The 16114-nt window shown below is 65.3% G+C and carries 16 protein-coding genes, 4 tRNA genes and 2 pseudogenes; 5 read left to right on the top strand and 17 right to left on the bottom strand.

The window, feature by feature from the left end:
* Nucleotides 1-545: 545 nt before the first annotated feature.
* From ACWFRF_RS26975 to rplJ, 3 genes are all read right to left on the bottom strand, one after another.
* Nucleotides 546-1625, bottom strand: coding sequence for an ABC transporter ATP-binding protein (locus ACWFRF_RS26975; RefSeq protein WP_378634266.1), 1080 nt, complete (start codon nt 1623-1625; stop codon nt 546-548).
* Between the two features lie 231 nt (nt 1626-1856).
* Nucleotides 1857-2240, bottom strand: a complete 384-nt coding sequence (rplL, locus tag ACWFRF_RS26970; protein WP_194826830.1) for a 50S ribosomal protein L7/L12 — start codon at nt 2238-2240, stop codon at nt 1857-1859.
* A gap of 62 nt (nt 2241-2302) precedes the next feature.
* Nucleotides 2303-2866 carry a 50S ribosomal protein L10 gene (gene rplJ, locus ACWFRF_RS26965; RefSeq protein ID WP_062988862.1) on the bottom strand — a complete coding sequence of 188 codons (564 nt, stop codon included), beginning with the start codon at nt 2864-2866 and terminating at the stop codon, nt 2303-2305.
* Between the two features lie 417 nt (nt 2867-3283).
* Here rplJ and ACWFRF_RS26960 point away from each other — a divergent pair, with 417 nt between their 5' ends.
* Nucleotides 3284-4900: an MFS transporter gene (locus tag ACWFRF_RS26960; RefSeq protein ID WP_378990963.1), complete on the top strand. Its 1617-nt coding sequence runs from the start codon at nt 3284-3286 to the stop codon at nt 4898-4900.
* Nucleotides 4901-4940: 40 nt separating this feature from the next.
* Here ACWFRF_RS26960 and ACWFRF_RS26955 read toward each other — a convergent pair whose 3' ends face one another.
* From ACWFRF_RS26955 to ACWFRF_RS26905, 11 genes are all read right to left on the bottom strand, one after another.
* Nucleotides 4941-5480 (bottom strand): NADPH-dependent FMN reductase, encoded by a 540-nt coding sequence (locus ACWFRF_RS26955; RefSeq protein WP_378990966.1) that lies wholly within the window; start codon nt 5478-5480, stop codon nt 4941-4943.
* Between the two features lie 114 nt (nt 5481-5594).
* Entirely contained in the window at nt 5595-6308 is a 714-nt protein-coding gene (rplA, locus tag ACWFRF_RS26950) for a 50S ribosomal protein L1 (RefSeq protein ID WP_301903705.1), read from the bottom strand.
* Between the two features lie 79 nt (nt 6309-6387).
* On the bottom strand, nt 6388-6822 hold the full coding sequence (gene rplK, locus ACWFRF_RS26945; protein ID WP_019049397.1) for a 50S ribosomal protein L11: 435 nt from the start codon (nt 6820-6822) through the stop codon (nt 6388-6390).
* Between the two features lie 215 nt (nt 6823-7037).
* On the bottom strand, nt 7038-7856 hold the full coding sequence (gene nusG, locus ACWFRF_RS26940) for a transcription termination/antitermination protein NusG (RefSeq protein WP_452452959.1): 819 nt from the start codon (nt 7854-7856) through the stop codon (nt 7038-7040).
* A gap of 112 nt (nt 7857-7968) precedes the next feature.
* Nucleotides 7969-8349 carry a preprotein translocase subunit SecE gene (gene secE, locus ACWFRF_RS26935; RefSeq protein WP_378990968.1) on the bottom strand — a complete coding sequence of 127 codons (381 nt, stop codon included), beginning with the start codon at nt 8347-8349 and terminating at the stop codon, nt 7969-7971.
* Between the two features lie 31 nt (nt 8350-8380).
* Nucleotides 8381-8453, bottom strand: a tRNA-Trp gene (locus ACWFRF_RS26930).
* Between the two features lie 194 nt (nt 8454-8647).
* Nucleotides 8648-9715 (bottom strand): fused (3R)-hydroxyacyl-ACP dehydratase subunits HadA/HadB, encoded by a 1068-nt coding sequence (locus ACWFRF_RS26925; RefSeq protein ID WP_379315329.1) that lies wholly within the window; start codon nt 9713-9715, stop codon nt 8648-8650.
* A gap of 163 nt (nt 9716-9878) precedes the next feature.
* Nucleotides 9879-10049 (bottom strand): 50S ribosomal protein L33, encoded by a 171-nt coding sequence (gene rpmG, locus ACWFRF_RS26920; RefSeq protein WP_056814348.1) that lies wholly within the window; start codon nt 10047-10049, stop codon nt 9879-9881.
* Nucleotides 10050-10085: 36 nt separating this feature from the next.
* A tRNA-Met gene (locus ACWFRF_RS26915) sits at nt 10086-10161 on the bottom strand.
* A gap of 59 nt (nt 10162-10220) precedes the next feature.
* Nucleotides 10221-10293: transfer RNA gene (locus ACWFRF_RS26910), tRNA-Thr, on the bottom strand.
* Nucleotides 10294-10535: 242 nt separating this feature from the next.
* Nucleotides 10536-10618: transfer RNA gene (locus tag ACWFRF_RS26905), tRNA-Tyr, on the bottom strand.
* A gap of 176 nt (nt 10619-10794) precedes the next feature.
* On the opposite strand from ACWFRF_RS26905, the gene ACWFRF_RS26900 reads away from it, so the two are divergent.
* Entirely contained in the window at nt 10795-11286 is a 492-nt protein-coding gene (locus tag ACWFRF_RS26900) for a YajQ family cyclic di-GMP-binding protein (protein WP_378634254.1), read from the top strand.
* An 18-nt stretch (nt 11287-11304) separates the two neighbouring features.
* Here the strand turns inward: ACWFRF_RS26900 and htpX are convergent, their stop codons facing one another.
* The gene (gene htpX / locus ACWFRF_RS26895; RefSeq protein ID WP_379317529.1) at nt 11305-12168 is read right to left on the bottom strand and encodes a zinc metalloprotease HtpX; all 864 of its coding nucleotides are present in this window, start codon (nt 12166-12168) and stop codon (nt 11305-11307) included.
* 173 nt (nt 12169-12341) lie between these two features.
* Nucleotides 12342-13364: a polyprenyl synthetase family protein gene (locus ACWFRF_RS26890; protein ID WP_378634250.1), complete on the bottom strand. Its 1023-nt coding sequence runs from the start codon at nt 13362-13364 to the stop codon at nt 12342-12344.
* Between the two features lie 145 nt (nt 13365-13509).
* Here ACWFRF_RS26890 and ACWFRF_RS26885 point away from each other — a divergent pair, with 145 nt between their 5' ends.
* The 3 genes and pseudogenes from ACWFRF_RS26885 to ACWFRF_RS26875 all read left to right on the top strand — a co-directional run.
* Nucleotides 13510-14775, top strand: coding sequence for a geranylgeranyl reductase family protein (locus tag ACWFRF_RS26885; protein ID WP_452452845.1), 1266 nt, complete (start codon nt 13510-13512; stop codon nt 14773-14775).
* 18 nt (nt 14776-14793) lie between these two features.
* Nucleotides 14794-14922: pseudogene (locus ACWFRF_RS26880) on the top strand (helix-turn-helix transcriptional regulator); the annotation flags it as partial.
* Between the two features lie 323 nt (nt 14923-15245).
* A pseudogene (locus tag ACWFRF_RS26875) lies at nt 15246-15554 on the top strand (VOC family protein); the annotation flags it as partial.
* Nucleotides 15555-15597: 43 nt separating this feature from the next.
* Here the strand turns inward: ACWFRF_RS26875 and ACWFRF_RS26870 are convergent.
* On the bottom strand, nt 15598-16095 hold the full coding sequence (locus ACWFRF_RS26870) for a DUF2505 domain-containing protein (protein ID WP_452452843.1): 498 nt from the start codon (nt 16093-16095) through the stop codon (nt 15598-15600).
* Between the last annotated feature and the right edge of the window lie 19 nt (nt 16096-16114).

The raw sequence follows: 16114 nt of genomic DNA, 5'->3' as shown, positions 1-16114 counted from the left end.
ACACCGGAAGGGTGGAACTTTCGAGTGCGAATCAAGGTGTGGACAGGAGGCAGCCAGCGCAACGTCCAAACTTACACCCCTAGACAAGGGAGTGTCAACATACCATCCGTGTGACCGGACGCACGGGATAACGCGCCGAAGCCCTGGACGCTGGCCGCGTCGGGTTCCTTCACCGCTGCGCGCCCTGCCGCCGACTCCCCCGAGACGACCGCTCACTTGGCGCTGAGCCCTCTATTCAACTGGCGCCGACCCCTGTCAGCTGGTGCTGGGCCGAATTCTCGCTGGCGTTGATGCCCCTCAACAGCTCACGCTGCTGTGAATAGGGTGACGGTTTGCGAGCCCCTCGTCAAGTGGCGCGCGAAGGTCTGTTCGCGATGCGAGATCGCCTGGCGCGCTGGGGATCCCCCACCCCGCGCCGCGGCCATTTTACTCGCGACACGCCGTGCGCGCCACCCCGGCGACGGCCGGTCAGCAGTTGTTTTCCGCCCTGTCACACAGAAGAGCCCCGGCCGTAGGCCGGGGCTCATCCGAGGCGTAAAAGTCGCTCAGCCGTTGATCTGGCCGTGCGGAACGGTCTTGAACGTTTCGGTGGGTTGATCGTTGCCGCCGTAGGCAGCCATCACCTGAGTGTCATCGGAGGAATCCAGCGACTCGCGGATCGCCACCTGCGCCGCGTGCGGCAGGGTGTGGATGATCTCGCGCACGCGCGCCTGACGGCGGAACACGGCCTGGCGGGCGGGCATGCCGGGCTCGGCCTTCATCTGCGGGATGATGCCGTCGATCTCCTCGGCGCCACCGTGGTGGTGACCGGCGTCGACGAGCGCCTGCTCGCGCGCCATCTGCGCCTCGTCCTTCTCCTCCGACATACCGATCGGGCCGATCATGCGGCCGTTGAGGAACTGCTTGACCACCGGCTCCTCACTGGTGAGCAGCACCTCACGGGGGCCGAACATCACCAGGTTGCGGCGGAAGAGCATGCCGATGTTGTCCGGCACGGTACGGGCCAGGTTGATGTTGTGCGTCACGATCAGGATCGTGGCGTCGATCTGCGCGTTGATGTTGAGCAGCAGCTGCGCCAGGTACGAGGTACGCACCGGGTCGAGGCCCGAGTCGGGCTCGTCGACGAGGATGATCTGCGGGTCGAGGACCAGCGCGCGGGCCAGACCGGCGCGCTTGCGCATACCACCGGAGATCTCGCCGGGCAGCTTGCCCTCGGCGCCGAGCAGACCGGTCAGCTCGAGCTTCTCCATGACCACGCGGCGGATCTCGGATTCCGACTTCTTCGTGTGCTCACGAAGCGGGAACGCGATGTTGTCGTACAAATTCATCGAGCCGAACAGCGCGCCGTCCTGGAAAAGGACGCCGAACAGTTTGCGGATCTCGTAGAGCTCCTTGTTGGAGCAGGTCATGATGTCGGTGCCATCGATGAAGATCGACCCGCGCTCGGGCCGCAGCAGACCGATGAGCGACTTCAGGAACACCGACTTACCCGTACCCGATGGGCCGAGCAATGCACTGACCTCACCCGAAGGGAGCGTGATCGACACGTCCTGCCAAATTCGCTGTGAACCGAAGGACTTTGTTACACCCTCGGTCCTGACCTCGACGCCCACTGCTACCTCCATTGATCCCTGCGAGCACCCCACCCGCGTTCCCGCGCGCTCACATCACGGCGGTGCGCTACGACTCTGTGGGTCCGGTCACTGTAACCCATCAGTGAGACGGGGCACACCCCTACATGACTGAAGAGTAACCTGGCGCGGCTACTACGACCCGGATCACTTTCGCATGTCCGGACAAATAGCAAACGGGCGGCCCGGAAAGGACCGCCCGTTCACAACAGCACTGGTTCCGAATTACTTGACGGAAACCTTGGCGCCGGCCTCTTCGAGCTTCGCCTTGGCGGCCTCGGCGGCATCCTTGGCGACCTTCTCCAGGATCGGCTTCGGGGCGCCCTCGACCAGGTCCTTGGCTTCCTTCAGGCCCAGGCCCGAGACGATCTCACGGACCACCTTGATGACCTGGATCTTCTTGTCGCCGGCACCCTCGAGGATGACGTCGAACTCGTCCTGCTCTTCGGCAGCCTCGGCCGGAGCAGCGCCACCGGCGGCCGCGACGGCGACGGGGGCAGCGGCGGTGACGTCGAAGGTCTCTTCGAAGACCTTGACGAACTCAGCGAGCTCGAGCAGGGTCAGCTCCTTGAAGGCGCCGATCAGTTCTTCGGTGCTCAGCTTTGCCATGGTGGTTCCTTTCGTGGTGTACCTCGCAGCGCATACGCACCCCGAGGCGGGTAATAGATGTCTTATTCGGCGTCAGCCGCGGGTGCTTCTTCGGCAGCAGGAGCGCCTTCGGCACTCGTGCGCTTCTCGAGCAGCGCCTGGGCGAGCCGGGCGACCTGCGAAGCGGGAGCGGCGAACAGGGCGGCAGCCTGCGAAGGCTTGGCCTTGAACGCACCGGCCAGCTTGGCCAGCAGCACCTCGCGCGAATCGAGGTCAGCGATACGCTCGACCTCGGACACGGACAGCGCGCGGCCGTCCATGTATCCGCCCTTGATGACCAGGGACTTGTTGTCCTTGGCGAACTGCTTGAGCGCCTTGGCGGCATCGACCGGCTCACCCTGGATGAAGGTGATAGCGGTCGGGCCGACGAACAGCTCGTCGAGACCCGCCACACCGGCTTCGCCGGCAGCGATCTTGACCAGGGTGTTCTTGGCGACGGAGTACGTGGCGTCGGCGCCGAGCGCACGACGCAGCTCGGTGAGCTTGCCGACCGACAGGCCACGGTATTCCGTGACAACAGTGGCCGTGGAGTTCTTGAACTGCTCCGCGATCTCCGCGACAGCGGTGACCTTTTCAGGTTTCGCCATACTTCGCCTCCTCTCTGATGTCGGTTTCGTTGGTGCACTACCGAATCAGGGGCCGGCGACAAAACGAACGCCCCGGACGCAAGGCGTACCGGGGCGCAAAATATCTTCGGCCTCAGCTCTCCCTGCGTGGGTCGCCGGCAATGTCGCCGGACCTTCGATCGACACCGTGAAATTCGGCATCAACGACCAACGGTCTTCGGTAGAACGAATGGGTGTGGTCTTCGCCGGATGTATGCACATCCCGCATGACCGTTGACCACTGTACCTGCACCTCCCCCCATCTGCCAAAACGGGTATCCCCCGGTCCGATTCAGCCGGATTCGATGTGACGCAGACCACTTCGGCAACACAATGTGTCAGTGATCCTATCGAGAAGGTGTTACGCAGGGTGACAGTAATCTGGTTCACTCCAATGCTATGGCAACCTCCATAGTCGCTCCATCAGTGCTGCTGGACCGGCGTTCGCAGCGGTTTCTCGCGCTCGCCGTCATCTGTCTGGCCGAATTGCTCGTGGTACTCGACAACACCATCGTCAACGTCGCTCTTCCCTCGATCGGCGTCCAGCTACGGACCGGAGTCTCCGGCCTGCAGTGGGTCGTCGACGCCTACACCCTCACCTTCGCCGGCCTGCTGCTGGCGGCGGGCAACCTCGGCGACCGATACGGCCGCCGCCGGATCATGACCATCGGCCTCGTCGGCATCGCGGTGATGTCGGTCGGCGGCGCACTCGCCGAAACGATGACGCAGGTCATCGTCGCCAGAGCCGCGATGGGCGTTTTCGCCGCCGCGGTCTTCCCCGCCACCCTCGCCCTGATCATCAATATCTTCACCGACCGGCGCGAACGCGCGCTGGCCATCGCCGCGTGGACCGCGATGGCCGGGTTCGCGATCGCCATCGGCCCGATCTCCGGCGGCTGGCTGCTCGAACATTTCAGCTGGCATTCGGTGTTCTGGATCAACGTGCCGGTGGCGCTGGTCGCACTGGTCGCGACGCTGATCTGGGTGCCCGAATCGCGCGCCGACCACATCGGCAAGCTCGATCTCGTCGGTATCGCGCTCTCGATCGCCGGGATCACGTTGCTGGTGTGGTCGATCATCGAAGCGCCGCACAATGGCTGGCTCTCGCTCACCACACTGTGCACCGCGGCGCTCGGCACCGTTCTGCTCGCCGCCTTCGTCACCTGGGAATTGCGCACTGCCGCACCGATTCTCGACATGCGGTTGTTCCGCAACCGCCGATTCTCGTTGCCCGCGCTGGCAATCGCCATCGGCTACTTCTCGATGTTCGGTTTCCTTTTCCTGATCACCCAGTATTTCCAGGGCGTGCGCGAATACACCCCGCTCGAATTCGGTATCGCCTCATTGCCGTTCGCCTTCTCGGTCGCCATCGGCGCACCGGTCGCGACGCTGCTGGCACAACGGGTCGGTACCACCGCGGTACTGGTGATCGGCCTGCTACTCATCGGCGCGGGCCTCTACCTCGGCGGACAGGTCACCGTCGACAGCAGCTACCTGATCGGCGTGCTGCCCTCGATGGTGTTGATGGCGCTGGGTCTGGGCATCGTGCAGGGACCGGCCACCGAATCGATCATGTCCTCGCTGCCGCTGAACGAGGCGGGGGCGGGTTCGGCGGTCAACGACACGACCCGCGAGATCGGCGGCACGCTCGGTGTCGCGGTGCTCGGCTCGATCGTGGCCTCGTACTACACCAGCCGGATCGGCGCACGCATCGACGCCATCCCGATGGGCATCATGAACGACAACGAGAAGAGCCTGGTCAAGGCCAGTCCACTGAGCGTGCTGGAACTGCGCAAACGTGAGCTCGCGCCGTTCTTCGAGACCCAACGCGAGAACCTGATCGTCGCCATGAAGGCCGCGACGCTCCAGGGCGCCCACGCCGCGTCCCTGGTCGCCACCGTCGCGGTGCTCGTCTGCGCGGTGATCGTGGCGATCTTCCTGCCCTGGCGGCCGCATGACGGAGAGTCCGTACTGCTCGGCTGGCGCGAGACCGAGGACACCGAGGCGAAGAACTGACCGCACGCGCACCGGGCTGTCGCGGCCCGGTGCGCGCACGTCACACTCCGATTCGACGCAGATGAGCAGCCAGCTCGATCAGTGCGATCGACGCGTTCAGCGCGAACTCCCGATCCGCGACCAGCCCGTCCTCGTCGACCTCGGCGCCGAGCACCGGCACTCGCAGACACGCCCGCTCGACGACATCGGCGCCGACGTAACCGAGCACCGTGGACAGCGTGTCCAGCGCACCCTCGCCGCGGCCCGGTTGGGCCACCGACAACCAGGCCGTGGGCTTCTCGTACAGGTCCGCCGTACCTACGGTCCAGTCGAGCAGGTTCTTCAAGCTGCCGGGCAGCGTCCCCGCGTATTCGGGGGTGCAGATGAGCACCGCGTGCGCGGTGGCGAGCTCGGCGCGGAGGTCGACCACCGCGGGATAGTCGTCCGGATCGTCGCCGGGAACGAAAGCGGGCAGGTCACGCAGGCCGGTATAGAGGTCTGCGCGCATCCCGTCGAGCGCGAGCCCGGCCAGGGTGCGGAGGGCGGCGGTATTGGTAGATCCGGCTCTGGTGCTACCGGAGATCAGCAGAATCCTGGTCACACCTGTGCGCAACCGGGATGCCGGGGCGATTAGTCCCCCGAAAAACCACGAGGGTGGGAACGCTGTGCGTTCCCACCCTCGTGTTGCTCTCAGGAGCTAGCTGTCAGCCGAAGCTCACGCATCCTCGTCGAGGAGGTTGCGGGTGCGGTTCGGGTCCACCGGGATGCCCGGTCCGGTGTTCGTCGAAACCGTGATCTTCTTGACGTAGCGACCCTTGGCGGTCGACGGCTTCACACGCAGGATCTCGTCCAGCGCGGCGCCGTAGTTCTCCACCAGCTTGGCGTCGTCGAAGGACGCCTTGCCGATGACGAAGTGCAGGTTGGCCTGCTTGTCGACGCGGAAGTTGATCTTGCCGCCCTTGATCTCGTTGACGGCCTTGGTCACATCGTTGGTGACGGTGCCCGTCTTCGGGTTCGGCATCAGACCACGCGGGCCGAGGACACGCGCGATGCGGCCGACCTTGGCCATCTGATCCGGGGTGGCGATCGCGGCGTCGAAGTCGAGCCAGCCGCCCTGGATCCGCTCGATCAGGTCCTCGGCGCCCACGGCGTCGGCGCCTGCGGCCTCAGCCTCGGAAGCCTTCTCGCCCGCGGCGAACACGATGACGCGAGCGGTCTTACCGGTGCCGTGCGGCAGGTTGACGGTGCCACGGACCATCTGGTCGGCCTTGCGGGGATCCACGCCGAGACGGACGGCGACCTCGACGGTCGCGTCGGTCTTGGTGGTCGCGGTCTCCTTCGCCAGGCGCGCGGCGGCCAGCGGGGAGTACAGGTTGTCGCGATCGACCTTCTCAGCAGCGGCGAGGTACGCCTTGCTTCGTTTTGCCATGATTTTCTGTCCTTAAAGTTTCGAGTTCAGATGTGGTTGTCGGGCCTGGCCGGCCCTCCCACATGAGAGCGAGATTCGCTCAGCCTTCGACGGTGATACCCATCGAACGCGCGGTACCGGCGATGATCTTCGCGGCCTGATCGAGATCAGTGGCGTTGAGATCCTCGGCCTTGGTCTTGGCGATCTCCCGGACCTGGTCCATGGTGACCTTCGCGACCTTGGTCTTGTGCGGCTCAGCGGAGCCCTTCTGCACACCGGCGGCCTTGAGCAGCAGACGAGCGGCAGGCGGGGTCTTCAGCTTGAAGTCGAACGTCCGGTCCTCGTACACCGAGATCTCGACCGGGATGACGTTGCCACGCTGCGACTCGGTCGCGGCGTTGTACGCCTTGCAGAACTCCATGATGTTGACGCCGTGCTGACCGAGCGCGGGGCCGACCGGCGGTGCCGGGTTGGCTGCGCCGGCCTGGATCTGCAGCTTGATGATCCCGGCGAGCTTCTTCTTCTTGGGGGGCATCTTTCTTCCTTGGCTTTCTGGGGTTCGGTTCCTTACGGTTGCCGTAAGCCTCGTATTCGCGCACGACTAGGCCCCGACAAGTACTGCGGGGAAGTCAGAACACGAACCATCACACTCTACCGGACCTGCCACACGACCCAGCAATCGGGTGGTGACCAGCACAAACACCAACGGCACCGCCGGTGAGCGGTGCCGTTGACGCGAGTGTGGAAATCCTAGATCTTGGAAACCTGGGTGAAGTTCAGCTCGACCGGGGTCTCGCGACCGAAGATCGACACCAGCACCTTGAGCTTCTGCTGCTCGGCATTGACCTCGGAGATCGAGGCGGGCAGCGTCGCGAACGGGCCGTCCATGACGGTGACCGACTCGCCGACCTCGAAGTCGACCTCGATGGTGGGCTTGCCCGAAGCCGCGCTACCGGTATCCGAACCACCGGCAGCGGCCGCGGCGGCCTTCTTCTGCGCCTGCGCACCGGCCGGGACCAGGAACTTCACGACCTCGTTGATGGTCAGCGGGGTCGGCTTGGCGCCGGGGCCACCGCCGGTCATACCAACGAAACCGGTGACGCCGGGGGTGTTGCGCACAGCGCCCCACGACTCGTTGTTCAGTTCCATCCGGACCAGGATGTAGCCCGGCAGCACCTTGCGGTTGACGTTCTTCTTCTGGCCGTTCTTGATCTCGGTGACCTCTTCGGTCGGCACCTCGACCTGGAAGATGTAGTCCTCGAGTCCGAGGTTCTGCACGCGGGTCTCGAGGTTGGTCTTGACCTTGTTCTCGTAGCCCGCGTACGAGTGCACGACGTACCAGTCGCCGGGCACGCGGCGCAGCTTGGTCTTCATCGACTCGATCGGGTCGGCCTCGGGGTCGTCCTCGGTGGCGACTTCTTCGATCACGGCTTCGTCGACGACCTCGTCGGCAGCGGCTTCTTCGGCATCGGCGAGCTCGGCGGCCTCGACCTCGTCGGTGGCGGTTTCCGCCACGACAGCGTCGTCAACCGGGAACTCGTCGTTGGTGTCGTTCTCCGGGGTGCTCACTGAGGCACTCGCTTCCTGTGTCGTCACGTACATCCTCTGGGCCGGGTCGGGTGCGCGGAGGCACACTCCGCCGTTCCGACCCGCGATCGGCTACCGGCGTGGGTGTCGGCGATCAGCCGAACAGCCAGTCGACACCCTTGACGAACGCCACGTCGATCCCGGCGATGAACGCGACCATGAAGACCACGAACACCAGAACGACGGCCGTATAGGTGACCATCTGCTTCCGGTTGGGCCAGATCACCTTGCGCAGTTCCGCGATGACCTCTCGCAGGAACTTGAGCAGCCGCTTGAACGGGTTGCCCGTCTTTGCCTTACCGGCGGTCTTGTCTGCCTTGCGCGAGGCCGACGGCCGATCGAGCGTGGCCACCGATCCGTTGTCTGCCGGAGCATCCGACGCGCGCACACGACGAGCAGACCGCTTGCCACTCGGTCGAGTGGCAGCGGCGGTGTCCTCGCTGTCTTCGCCGCGAGTATCCCGCTCGTCGCTCACGTCGATCCTCTCTCGTCGCTGGCATTCAGGGCAGGGGCGACAGGACTTGAACCTGCAACCTGCGGTTTTGGAGACCGCTGCTCTGCCAATTGAGCTACGCCCCTTCGGTTGGACCAGCCTGAGCCGTAATGCCCAACCACATTCGATATTCAGTTGTCTCCAGTGTCACACAACACGCGCGCCGCTTCCATGAGGAGATAACCCCTCGGGAAGATCAGCGCGCAGCATCTCGTGACCCCAGAGACCCGACTATACGTCACCGCGCGCGGTTATCGCCAATCCGGGACACTCGACCAGGTCAGGACAGCTGAACGGTTGCCGTGGCGCGGCCGAAGATCTTTTTGCCCGCCGACTTCGCCGTGATGGCGACAACAGCGGTGCGGGTCTGCGGATCGACCGATTTCACCTTGCCGGTGTATTCGACCTCCGCCGGGACATCGGAACCGACGTAGACCGGGCTGGTGAAGCGGACGTTGTATTCCTTCACCGCGCCGGGATCGCCCAGCCACGAGGTGACGAAACCGCCGCCGAGCCCCATCGTGAGCATGCCGTGCGCGACCACGTTGTCCAGGCCGACCAGCTTCACGACCTCGTCGCTCCAGTGGATCGGGTTCGCGTCGCCGGACACGCCCGCGTAGTTGACGAGGTCGCCGCGGGTGAGTCGCGCCACGCGGGCGGGCAGCTCGTCGCCGACCGACACGCTGTCGAAGGACAGGGCGTGCACGCTGACCGTCGGCTCCGGCTGCTTGGTGACCGGGGTGATCCCGACGGACAGCTCGGCCGGCGCGTGGTGGGCGGGCTCCTCCTCGCCGAGTCCGTGCATCAGCACGTTGCGGACCGCGTCCGACATCCGAGGATCGATGTCGCCGCCACTGCGGCCGATCAGGGTGGTGTAGGTGGTGAGCACCAGTTCGTCGTCCTGCGCGGTGACGATGTTCTTGGTGACGATGATGTCGCCACCGAAGGCCTGCCGGAAAGAATGCAGATACACATCACAGGTCAACTGGTCGCCGACCCGAATCGGGCGGTGGAATTCCAGGATCTGATCGGTCTGCATGATCTGGCTCAGGTCGTAGCCGGTCACGATCCGTTCGAACAGCTTGCGCTGGGCGAGGATGCCGACCAGGGAGATGAAGGTGAGCGGGGCGAGCAGACCCTGGTGGCCGTACTCGCGCGCGATGTCTTCCTCCCAGTGCACCGGGTGGTAATCCTGCACCGCACGGGCGTATTCGCGCACCTTCTCGCGGCCGACCTCGTAGTAGTCGTCGACGCGGTAGTGGTGGCCGACCATCGATGCCGCATGGGCGGCGGGATCGAAGGTTTCGGCGGCTGCGGCAGGGACCGCTTCGTGAGTTCCGGTGTTCACTGTCACAACGTGGACCTTACTCACTCGTAAGACAGCACCGAAGTCGACCGGTGTAAAACGTGATGCGTCCGGGTACTGTATCGGCCCCGAACTTTCCATGAACTTCCCGGGAAAAGCACAAAGGCCGGACTCTCGTCCGGCCTTCGGCAGATGTTTCTGAAAACTAGCGCGACTCGCGGTGCGCCCGGTGAGTTCCGCAGTTCGGGCAGAACTTCTTCAGCTCGAGGCGATCCGGGTCGTTACGCCGGTTCTTCTTGGTGATGTAGTTGCGGTGCTTGCACTCGTCGCAGGCCAAGGTGATCTTTGGCCGGACATCGGTGGACTTCGCGGCCACGATTTGCCTTCTTTCCGGTCTGGGCTGAGTTGAAATTGGTAGCGATGGCCGGACTTGAACCGGCGACACAACGATTATGAGTCGTTTGCTCTACCAACTGAGCTACACCGCCACGGCGGACTAATATCCCGATGATGCCGCGGTAAGCCGCTCACCACCGGCAATCCGGCGAGCCCCCTAACGGAATCGAACCGTTGACCTTTTCCTTACCATGGAAACGCTCTACCGACTGAGCTAAGGGGGCATGACTACGTGGCACAGAGTCTGTATCGGCAAGCCGATCAGCGTGACCCCGTGCTCCGGCGTCCTGAACGAGATTACACACTCCCCGGCCAGAGCACCAAATCGGCAGCTCAAAGGGCATTTTCACGGGTACAGATCGCTGGTTCCGACCCTGCTCACATGGAGGCTACCCGGATCCGCGCGAGAACAACCCGCAGAACCAAGGAACCCCCGCCGATCTTCATGATCGACGGGGGTTCGATGTGGCAGATGTAGGATTCGAACCTACGTAGGCATAAGCCGACGGATTTACAGTCCGCTCCCATTGGCCGCTCGGGCAATCTGCCGTGTGCGCCGTTTCCGGTGCGCTGAGCAGCTTACAACGTACCCACCCGGACTATCAAAACGCCTGCACAGACCCCCTGCGAGCACCGGTCGTCCCCCGATGCGGGTACAACTGTCTCGGTGGCCGGCACATCCCGGCCCCGGAGTTCGCCGGACCTTCACAGGACAGGAGCGCAGTGTGGCTGATTCGTCATTCGACGTCGTGAGCAAGGTCGATCGACAGGAGGTCGACAACGCTCTGCATCAGGCGGAGAAGGAGCTGAACTCGCGCTACGACTTCAAGGGCACCGATGCGTCGATCGCATGGTCGGGCGAGGAGGCCATCGTGCTGACCGCCAATGCCGAGGAGCGGGTGCAGGCGGCACTCGACGTCTTCAAGGAGAAGCTGATCCGTCGCGACATCTCGCTGAAGGCGTTCGACGCCGGCGAGGCGCAGCCGTCGGGCAAGATCTTCAAGATCACCGGCACGCTGGTGCAGGGTATCGATACCGAGAAGGCGAAGAAGATCTCGAAGAAGATCCGCGACGAGGGCCCCAAGGGCGTCAAGGCGCAGATCCAGGGTGAGGAGCTGCGGGTCAGCAGCAAGAAGCGTGATGACCTGCAGGAAGTGATCTCGCTGCTCAAGGGCGAGGACTTCGGAATCGCCCTGCAGTTCGTCAACTACCGATAGGTCCGGTGTGGGCGGCACTCAGTGGTGATGAGTGCCGCCGGCCATCTCCTCCAGACGCTTGATGCGCTCGTCCATCGGGGGGTGGGTGGAGTACCAGCGGGCGACGCGGTCGCCCGCGCGGAACGGGTTGGCGATCATCAGATGCGATTCGCTGGTGATCTTGGGGTCCGGCGGCAGCGGGGCCGCCTGGACGCCGCGTTCGATCTTGCGCAGGGCCGAGGCAAGGGCCAGCGGGTCGCCGGTGAGCTCGGCGCCGGACTGATCGGCCTGGTACTCCCGCGATCGCGAGACCGCCATCTTGATCAGGGCCGCCGCGATCGGCCCGAGCAGTGAGACCAGCAGCACACCGATGATGTTCGGTCCGTTGCCGTCTCTGCTGCCGAACGAACTCGCGAAGAACGCCATGTTCGCCAGACCGGTGATGACCGAGGCCATCGCGCCCGCCACCGACGAAATCAGGATGTCGCGGTTGTAGACGTGGGACAGCTCGTGGCCGAGGACCGCGCGCAGCTCGCGCTCGTCGAGCAATTGCAGGATGCCGCTGGTACAGCAGACCGCGGCGTGGCGCGGATTGCGGCCGGTGGCGAACGCGTTGGGGGCGCTGGTGGGACTGATGTAGAGCCGCGGCATCGGCTGGCGCGCCGTGGTCGCGAGCTCGCGCACGATCCGGTACATCACCGGCGCCTCCAGTTCGCTCACCGGTTGCGCGTGCATCGCCTTCAAGGCCAGCTTGTCGCTGTTGAAGTAGGCGTAGGCGTTCATGCCGATGGCCAGCACGATCGAGATGATCAGGATCGTCGGGCTGCGGAACATCGCCCCGATGGCGACGATCAACGCCGACATCCCCACCATCAAACCGAACGTCTTGATCCCATTGGGCATTTCCGCCTCCCCGCGCCTTGTGCCGGTCGTCAGGCGCTGCGTTCGTCAGGCATCAGGCCTGCGGTGGACAACGGGAACGGTTCTGGGCGTACCCGGCGAGTTACCCATGTGCTGTCGAAATCTGTTATTTCGTCGCGACAGGACAACGTGCGCCGGGTGGTGTTGGTTCCTGGTCAGCCGACGCGTTCGATCGTGTAGCGGACGAGGCGGGTGAGGGCATCGTTGGCGGGGCCGGGCGGAAGCGCGGCGAGTTCGGTATCGGCGAGGTCGGCGTATTCGGCCAGCTTTTCCTTGGCCAGCGCCATGCCGGGCGAGCGGCGCAGCAGTTCCAGTGCCTCGTCGACCTCGGCGTCGGTTTCCAGCGGGCGCGCCAGCAGGGTGCGCAGGCGGTCGCCGTCGGCGCCGGTCTCGCGCAGGGCGTAGAGCACCGGCAGGGTGTGCACGCCTTCGCGCAGGTCGGTACCCGGCGTCTTGCCCGACTGCTCGGCCGAAGATGAGATGTCGATGATGTCGTCGGAGATCTGGAACGCCGTACCGACCGCGTCGCCGAGGCGCGCCAGGCGTTCCACGTGCTCGAGTCCCGCGCCGGAGAAGGTGCCGCCGAAACGGCCCGCGGCGGCGATGAGCGAGCCGGTCTTCTCCCACACCACGCGCAGGTAGTGCTCGACGGGGTCCTGGGTCTGCTTGGCGCCCATGGTTTCCCGCATCTGGCCCGTGACCAGCTCGGCGAAGGTCTCGGCGATGATGCGGACCGCGTCGGGGCCGAGGGTGGAGGTCAGGCGCGAGGCGTGGGCGAACAGGTAATCGCCCGCCAGGATCGCGATGTTGTTACCCCACCGCGAGTTGACGCTCTCCGCGCCACGACGCTGCGTCGCCTCGTCCATGACGTCGTCGTGGTAGAGCGTCGCGAGGTGCACGAGTTCCACGACCGTGCCCGCGGTGATCAGCGCCGGGTCGGTCGGATTGGGTCCGAGCTGGCCGGTGAGCACGGTGAACAGCGGCCGGAACCGCTTGCCGCCCGCCCTGGCCAGGTGCAGCGCCGCCTCCTGGAGGAATTCCTCACCGTCGGAGAGTTCGTCGACGAGCAGTTTCTCGACCGCGGCCAGTCCGTCGCGCACGGTGACGGCGAGTTCGGGATCGACGAGATCTACCCCGGCAACCACGGTGCTTTCGTCGCTCACAGCCGATGTGCTCATTATCTTCTCCCAGCGATGCGTCCGACCCCGACGGGTAGCAACCTAGCGTGTCCCGGCACTATGGCCGATGAACCCCGTCACACAGTGACAATTCCCGGTGTACCCGACACTCTCGCACAGCGGCCGACAGTGCCAGTATTGAGCCATGGGTTCACCGGATCTCACCCCTGCCGACCACGCGCCGCTGCCTGCCACCGTCGAGGTGCTGGTCGTCGGGGCAGGACCCGCCGGTTCCGCGTCGGCGGCGTGGGCCGCGCGCGCCGGACGCGATGTGCTCCTGCTCGATTCGGCGGTTTTCCCGCGCGACAAGACGTGTGGTGACGGGCTGACGCCCCGCGCCACCGCCGAGCTGGAACATCTGGGTCTCGGCGAATGGTTGCGCGCGCACACCGTGAACCACGGCCTGCGGATGGCGGGCTTCGGCAAGGAAGCGCTGCTGCCGTGGCCGGGTGGGTCGTTCCCGACGTACGGAAGTGCGGTTCCACGAACCGAACTCGACGACAAACTGCGCGAGACCGCGATCAAGTCCGGTGCGCGGATGGTCGACGGCGCGAAGGTCACCGAGGTATTGCGCGAGGGTGAGCGGGTCACCGGGGTGATGGTGCGGATCGGCGCGGCCACCCACACGGTGCGCTGCCGGGTACTGGTGGTGGCCGACGGCGTGCGCTCCCCCGTCGGAAAACAGCTGGGTCGCACCTGGCATCGCCGCTACGCCTACGGGACCGCGGCCCGCGCCTACATCAAGTCCGGTCGCAGCGACGATCAGTGGATCTCCTCGCATCTGGAGCTGCGCAATGCCGCCGACGAGCTGGTCCCCGGCTACGGCTGGATCTTCCCGCTCGGCAACGGCGAGGTGAACATCGGCGTCGGCTCGCTGGCCACCGAGGCGCGGCCCTCGCACGTCGCCCTCAAGCCGCTGCTCGAGCACTACACCCAGCTGCGTCGCGAGGAATGGGAGCTCGAGGGTGAACTACGCGCGGTGGCCTCGGCGCTGCTGCCGATGGGCGGCGCGGTGTCGAACGTGGCGGGCCCGAACTGGGTGCTGGTCGGTGACGCCGCGGGCTGCGTGAACCCGCTCAACGGCGAAGGCATCGACTACGGCCTGGAAGGCGGGCACATGCTCGCGGACCTGCTCGACGAACCCGATCTGAGCCAAGCGTGGCCGCAGTTGCTGCGTGACCACTACGGACGCACCTTCTCCGTGGCGCGCAGGCTCGCCGGCCTGGCCACCCAGCCGAGGATGGTCCCACTCGGGGGGCCGCCGGTGATGCGCTCGAAGTATCTGCAGCGCACGGCGGTTCGCGTGATGGGCAATCTGGTGACCGACGAGGACCTCGACCTCACGGCCCGCGCCTGGCGAGCGGCTGGACGGGCGTCGCTGCGGGCCGACGAACTCCCACCGTTCAGCTGATGGCCGGGCGGAGCAGTCGTGAGCGGCGCGGCGCGGCGTCCGGTGCCGGCCCTGCTGCCGCACTTACGCAAAGCGCGTGACCTCGTCGACCGGCAGTACGCCGACCCGCTCGACCTCGACGAACTCGCCCGCGCCGCAGGAGTTTCTCCACCGCCACCCCGCGACTTCTGGCCGGACTGAGATGCGCGATGGTTCCGCGTTGGCGACCGGGGGTTCCGACCGAGCCAGGTTTGCTGTGGTCGGGGAGTTACCCATGTCCTTACGCGCGCAGGTGCTGCTGATCTGTAGGCGAACTTCGCTGGTAGTAGTCCCTCAACGAATCATCGGCTGGCGCATTTGATGCGGCACTTACCACCGGAGGAACATGGGTAACTCGCCGACCACAGCCAACTCAGCCGCCCTGGTTCCGCCTGCCGCCAACGGGAGCGAACCGCACCTGAGTCCAGCCAAAATTCACGGGGAGGCGGGACAGCATGGGCGACAACGGCTTCCGTTGGGTGAGCATCGCCCACCCCGATCATCGCGAGCTCGAGGTGACACTGATGATCCCGGGGCCGCCGCTCACCGACGACCTCGCCGATGCGATCCGGCGGGCACTGGCCGACGACACCCACGGCGCCCTCGGGCTGCGCACCGCCGACTGCCAGAAGACCTACGAGGAACTCACCGCGAAGGGTGTGGAGTTCATTCAGCCGCCGTCCGAACGCCCGTACGGCACCGAGGCGATCATTCGCGACAACTCGGGCAACTGGCTGGTGCTGGTCGAGAATCGCGGCTGACGCGCGGGTGCCGCTCGCTGGAGCGGCACCCCTCGCTGTCGGCTCAGAGCTTGGCGAACCAGTTCTCGATGAATTTGCGTTCGCTGTTCAGGACGCGCTGGTGCAACTGTTCGGCCAGCGGCTCGATTGCGCCGCCGACCAGCGGAACCTTCACCTTGACCGTCCCGACGACCTCGATCTCGCTGCCCTCGGCGGTGGGCCGCAGTTCATAGGTGCCCGACATCTCGGTGGTGATGCCGCTGGTGTTGCCGGTGAAACTGCCCTTGGCGACCTCGCCTGCCAGTGGCTGCCAGTTGTCGGTGCGGACCAGGACGAGATCGCTCTTGAGCACCTTGCGCACCAGCGCGGGAACCTTGTCCTTACCGGGGGTTTCGGTCATATCGATGGTGATCGAATCGGGGCCGTCGGGATGGGAGAGTTCGATGGTCGCGGTCTCGGCGCCGGCGAAACGCGCCTGCCAGACGGCGTCGTCGACAAGTGCCCGGTGAAGCTCTTCGACCGGGACGGTGTAGGGCACGGTGAAGCTGAATTTGCGGGACATAGCGGGAATGTTAGGGGAG

This window comes from Nocardia sp. NPDC055165 (assembly GCF_053606985.1).
Note: the sequence above shows the minus strand (reverse complement) of the source record. Positions and strands in the feature narration are given on the sequence as shown.

What these genes read in the sequence shown, in the direction of transcription:
- ACWFRF_RS26975 (WP_378634266.1), bottom strand. Translation starts at nt 1,625, where the DNA reads ATGGAGGTAGCAGTGGGCGTCGAGGTCAGGACCGAGGGTGTAACAAAG.
- rplL (WP_194826830.1), bottom strand. Translation starts at nt 2,240, where the DNA reads ATGGCAAAGCTGAGCACCGAAGAACTGATCGGCGCCTTCAAGGAGCTG.
- rplJ (WP_062988862.1), bottom strand. Translation starts at nt 2,866, where the DNA reads ATGGCGAAACCTGAAAAGGTCACCGCTGTCGCGGAGATCGCGGAGCAG.
- ACWFRF_RS26960 (WP_378990963.1), top strand. Translation starts at nt 3,284, where the DNA reads ATGGCAACCTCCATAGTCGCTCCATCAGTGCTGCTGGACCGGCGTTCG.
- rplA (WP_301903705.1), bottom strand. Translation starts at nt 6,308, where the DNA reads ATGGCAAAACGAAGCAAGGCGTACCTCGCCGCTGCTGAGAAGGTCGAT.
- rplK (WP_019049397.1), bottom strand. Translation starts at nt 6,822, where the DNA reads ATGCCCCCCAAGAAGAAGAAGCTCGCCGGGATCATCAAGCTGCAGATC.
- htpX (WP_379317529.1), bottom strand. Translation starts at nt 12,168, where the DNA reads ATGCCCAATGGGATCAAGACGTTCGGTTTGATGGTGGGGATGTCGGCG.
- ACWFRF_RS26890 (WP_378634250.1), bottom strand. Translation starts at nt 13,364, where the DNA reads ATGAGCACATCGGCTGTGAGCGACGAAAGCACCGTGGTTGCCGGGGTA.
- ACWFRF_RS26885 (WP_452452845.1), top strand. Translation starts at nt 13,510, where the DNA reads ATGGGTTCACCGGATCTCACCCCTGCCGACCACGCGCCGCTGCCTGCC.
- ACWFRF_RS26870 (WP_452452843.1), bottom strand. Translation starts at nt 16,095, where the DNA reads ATGTCCCGCAAATTCAGCTTCACCGTGCCCTACACCGTCCCGGTCGAA.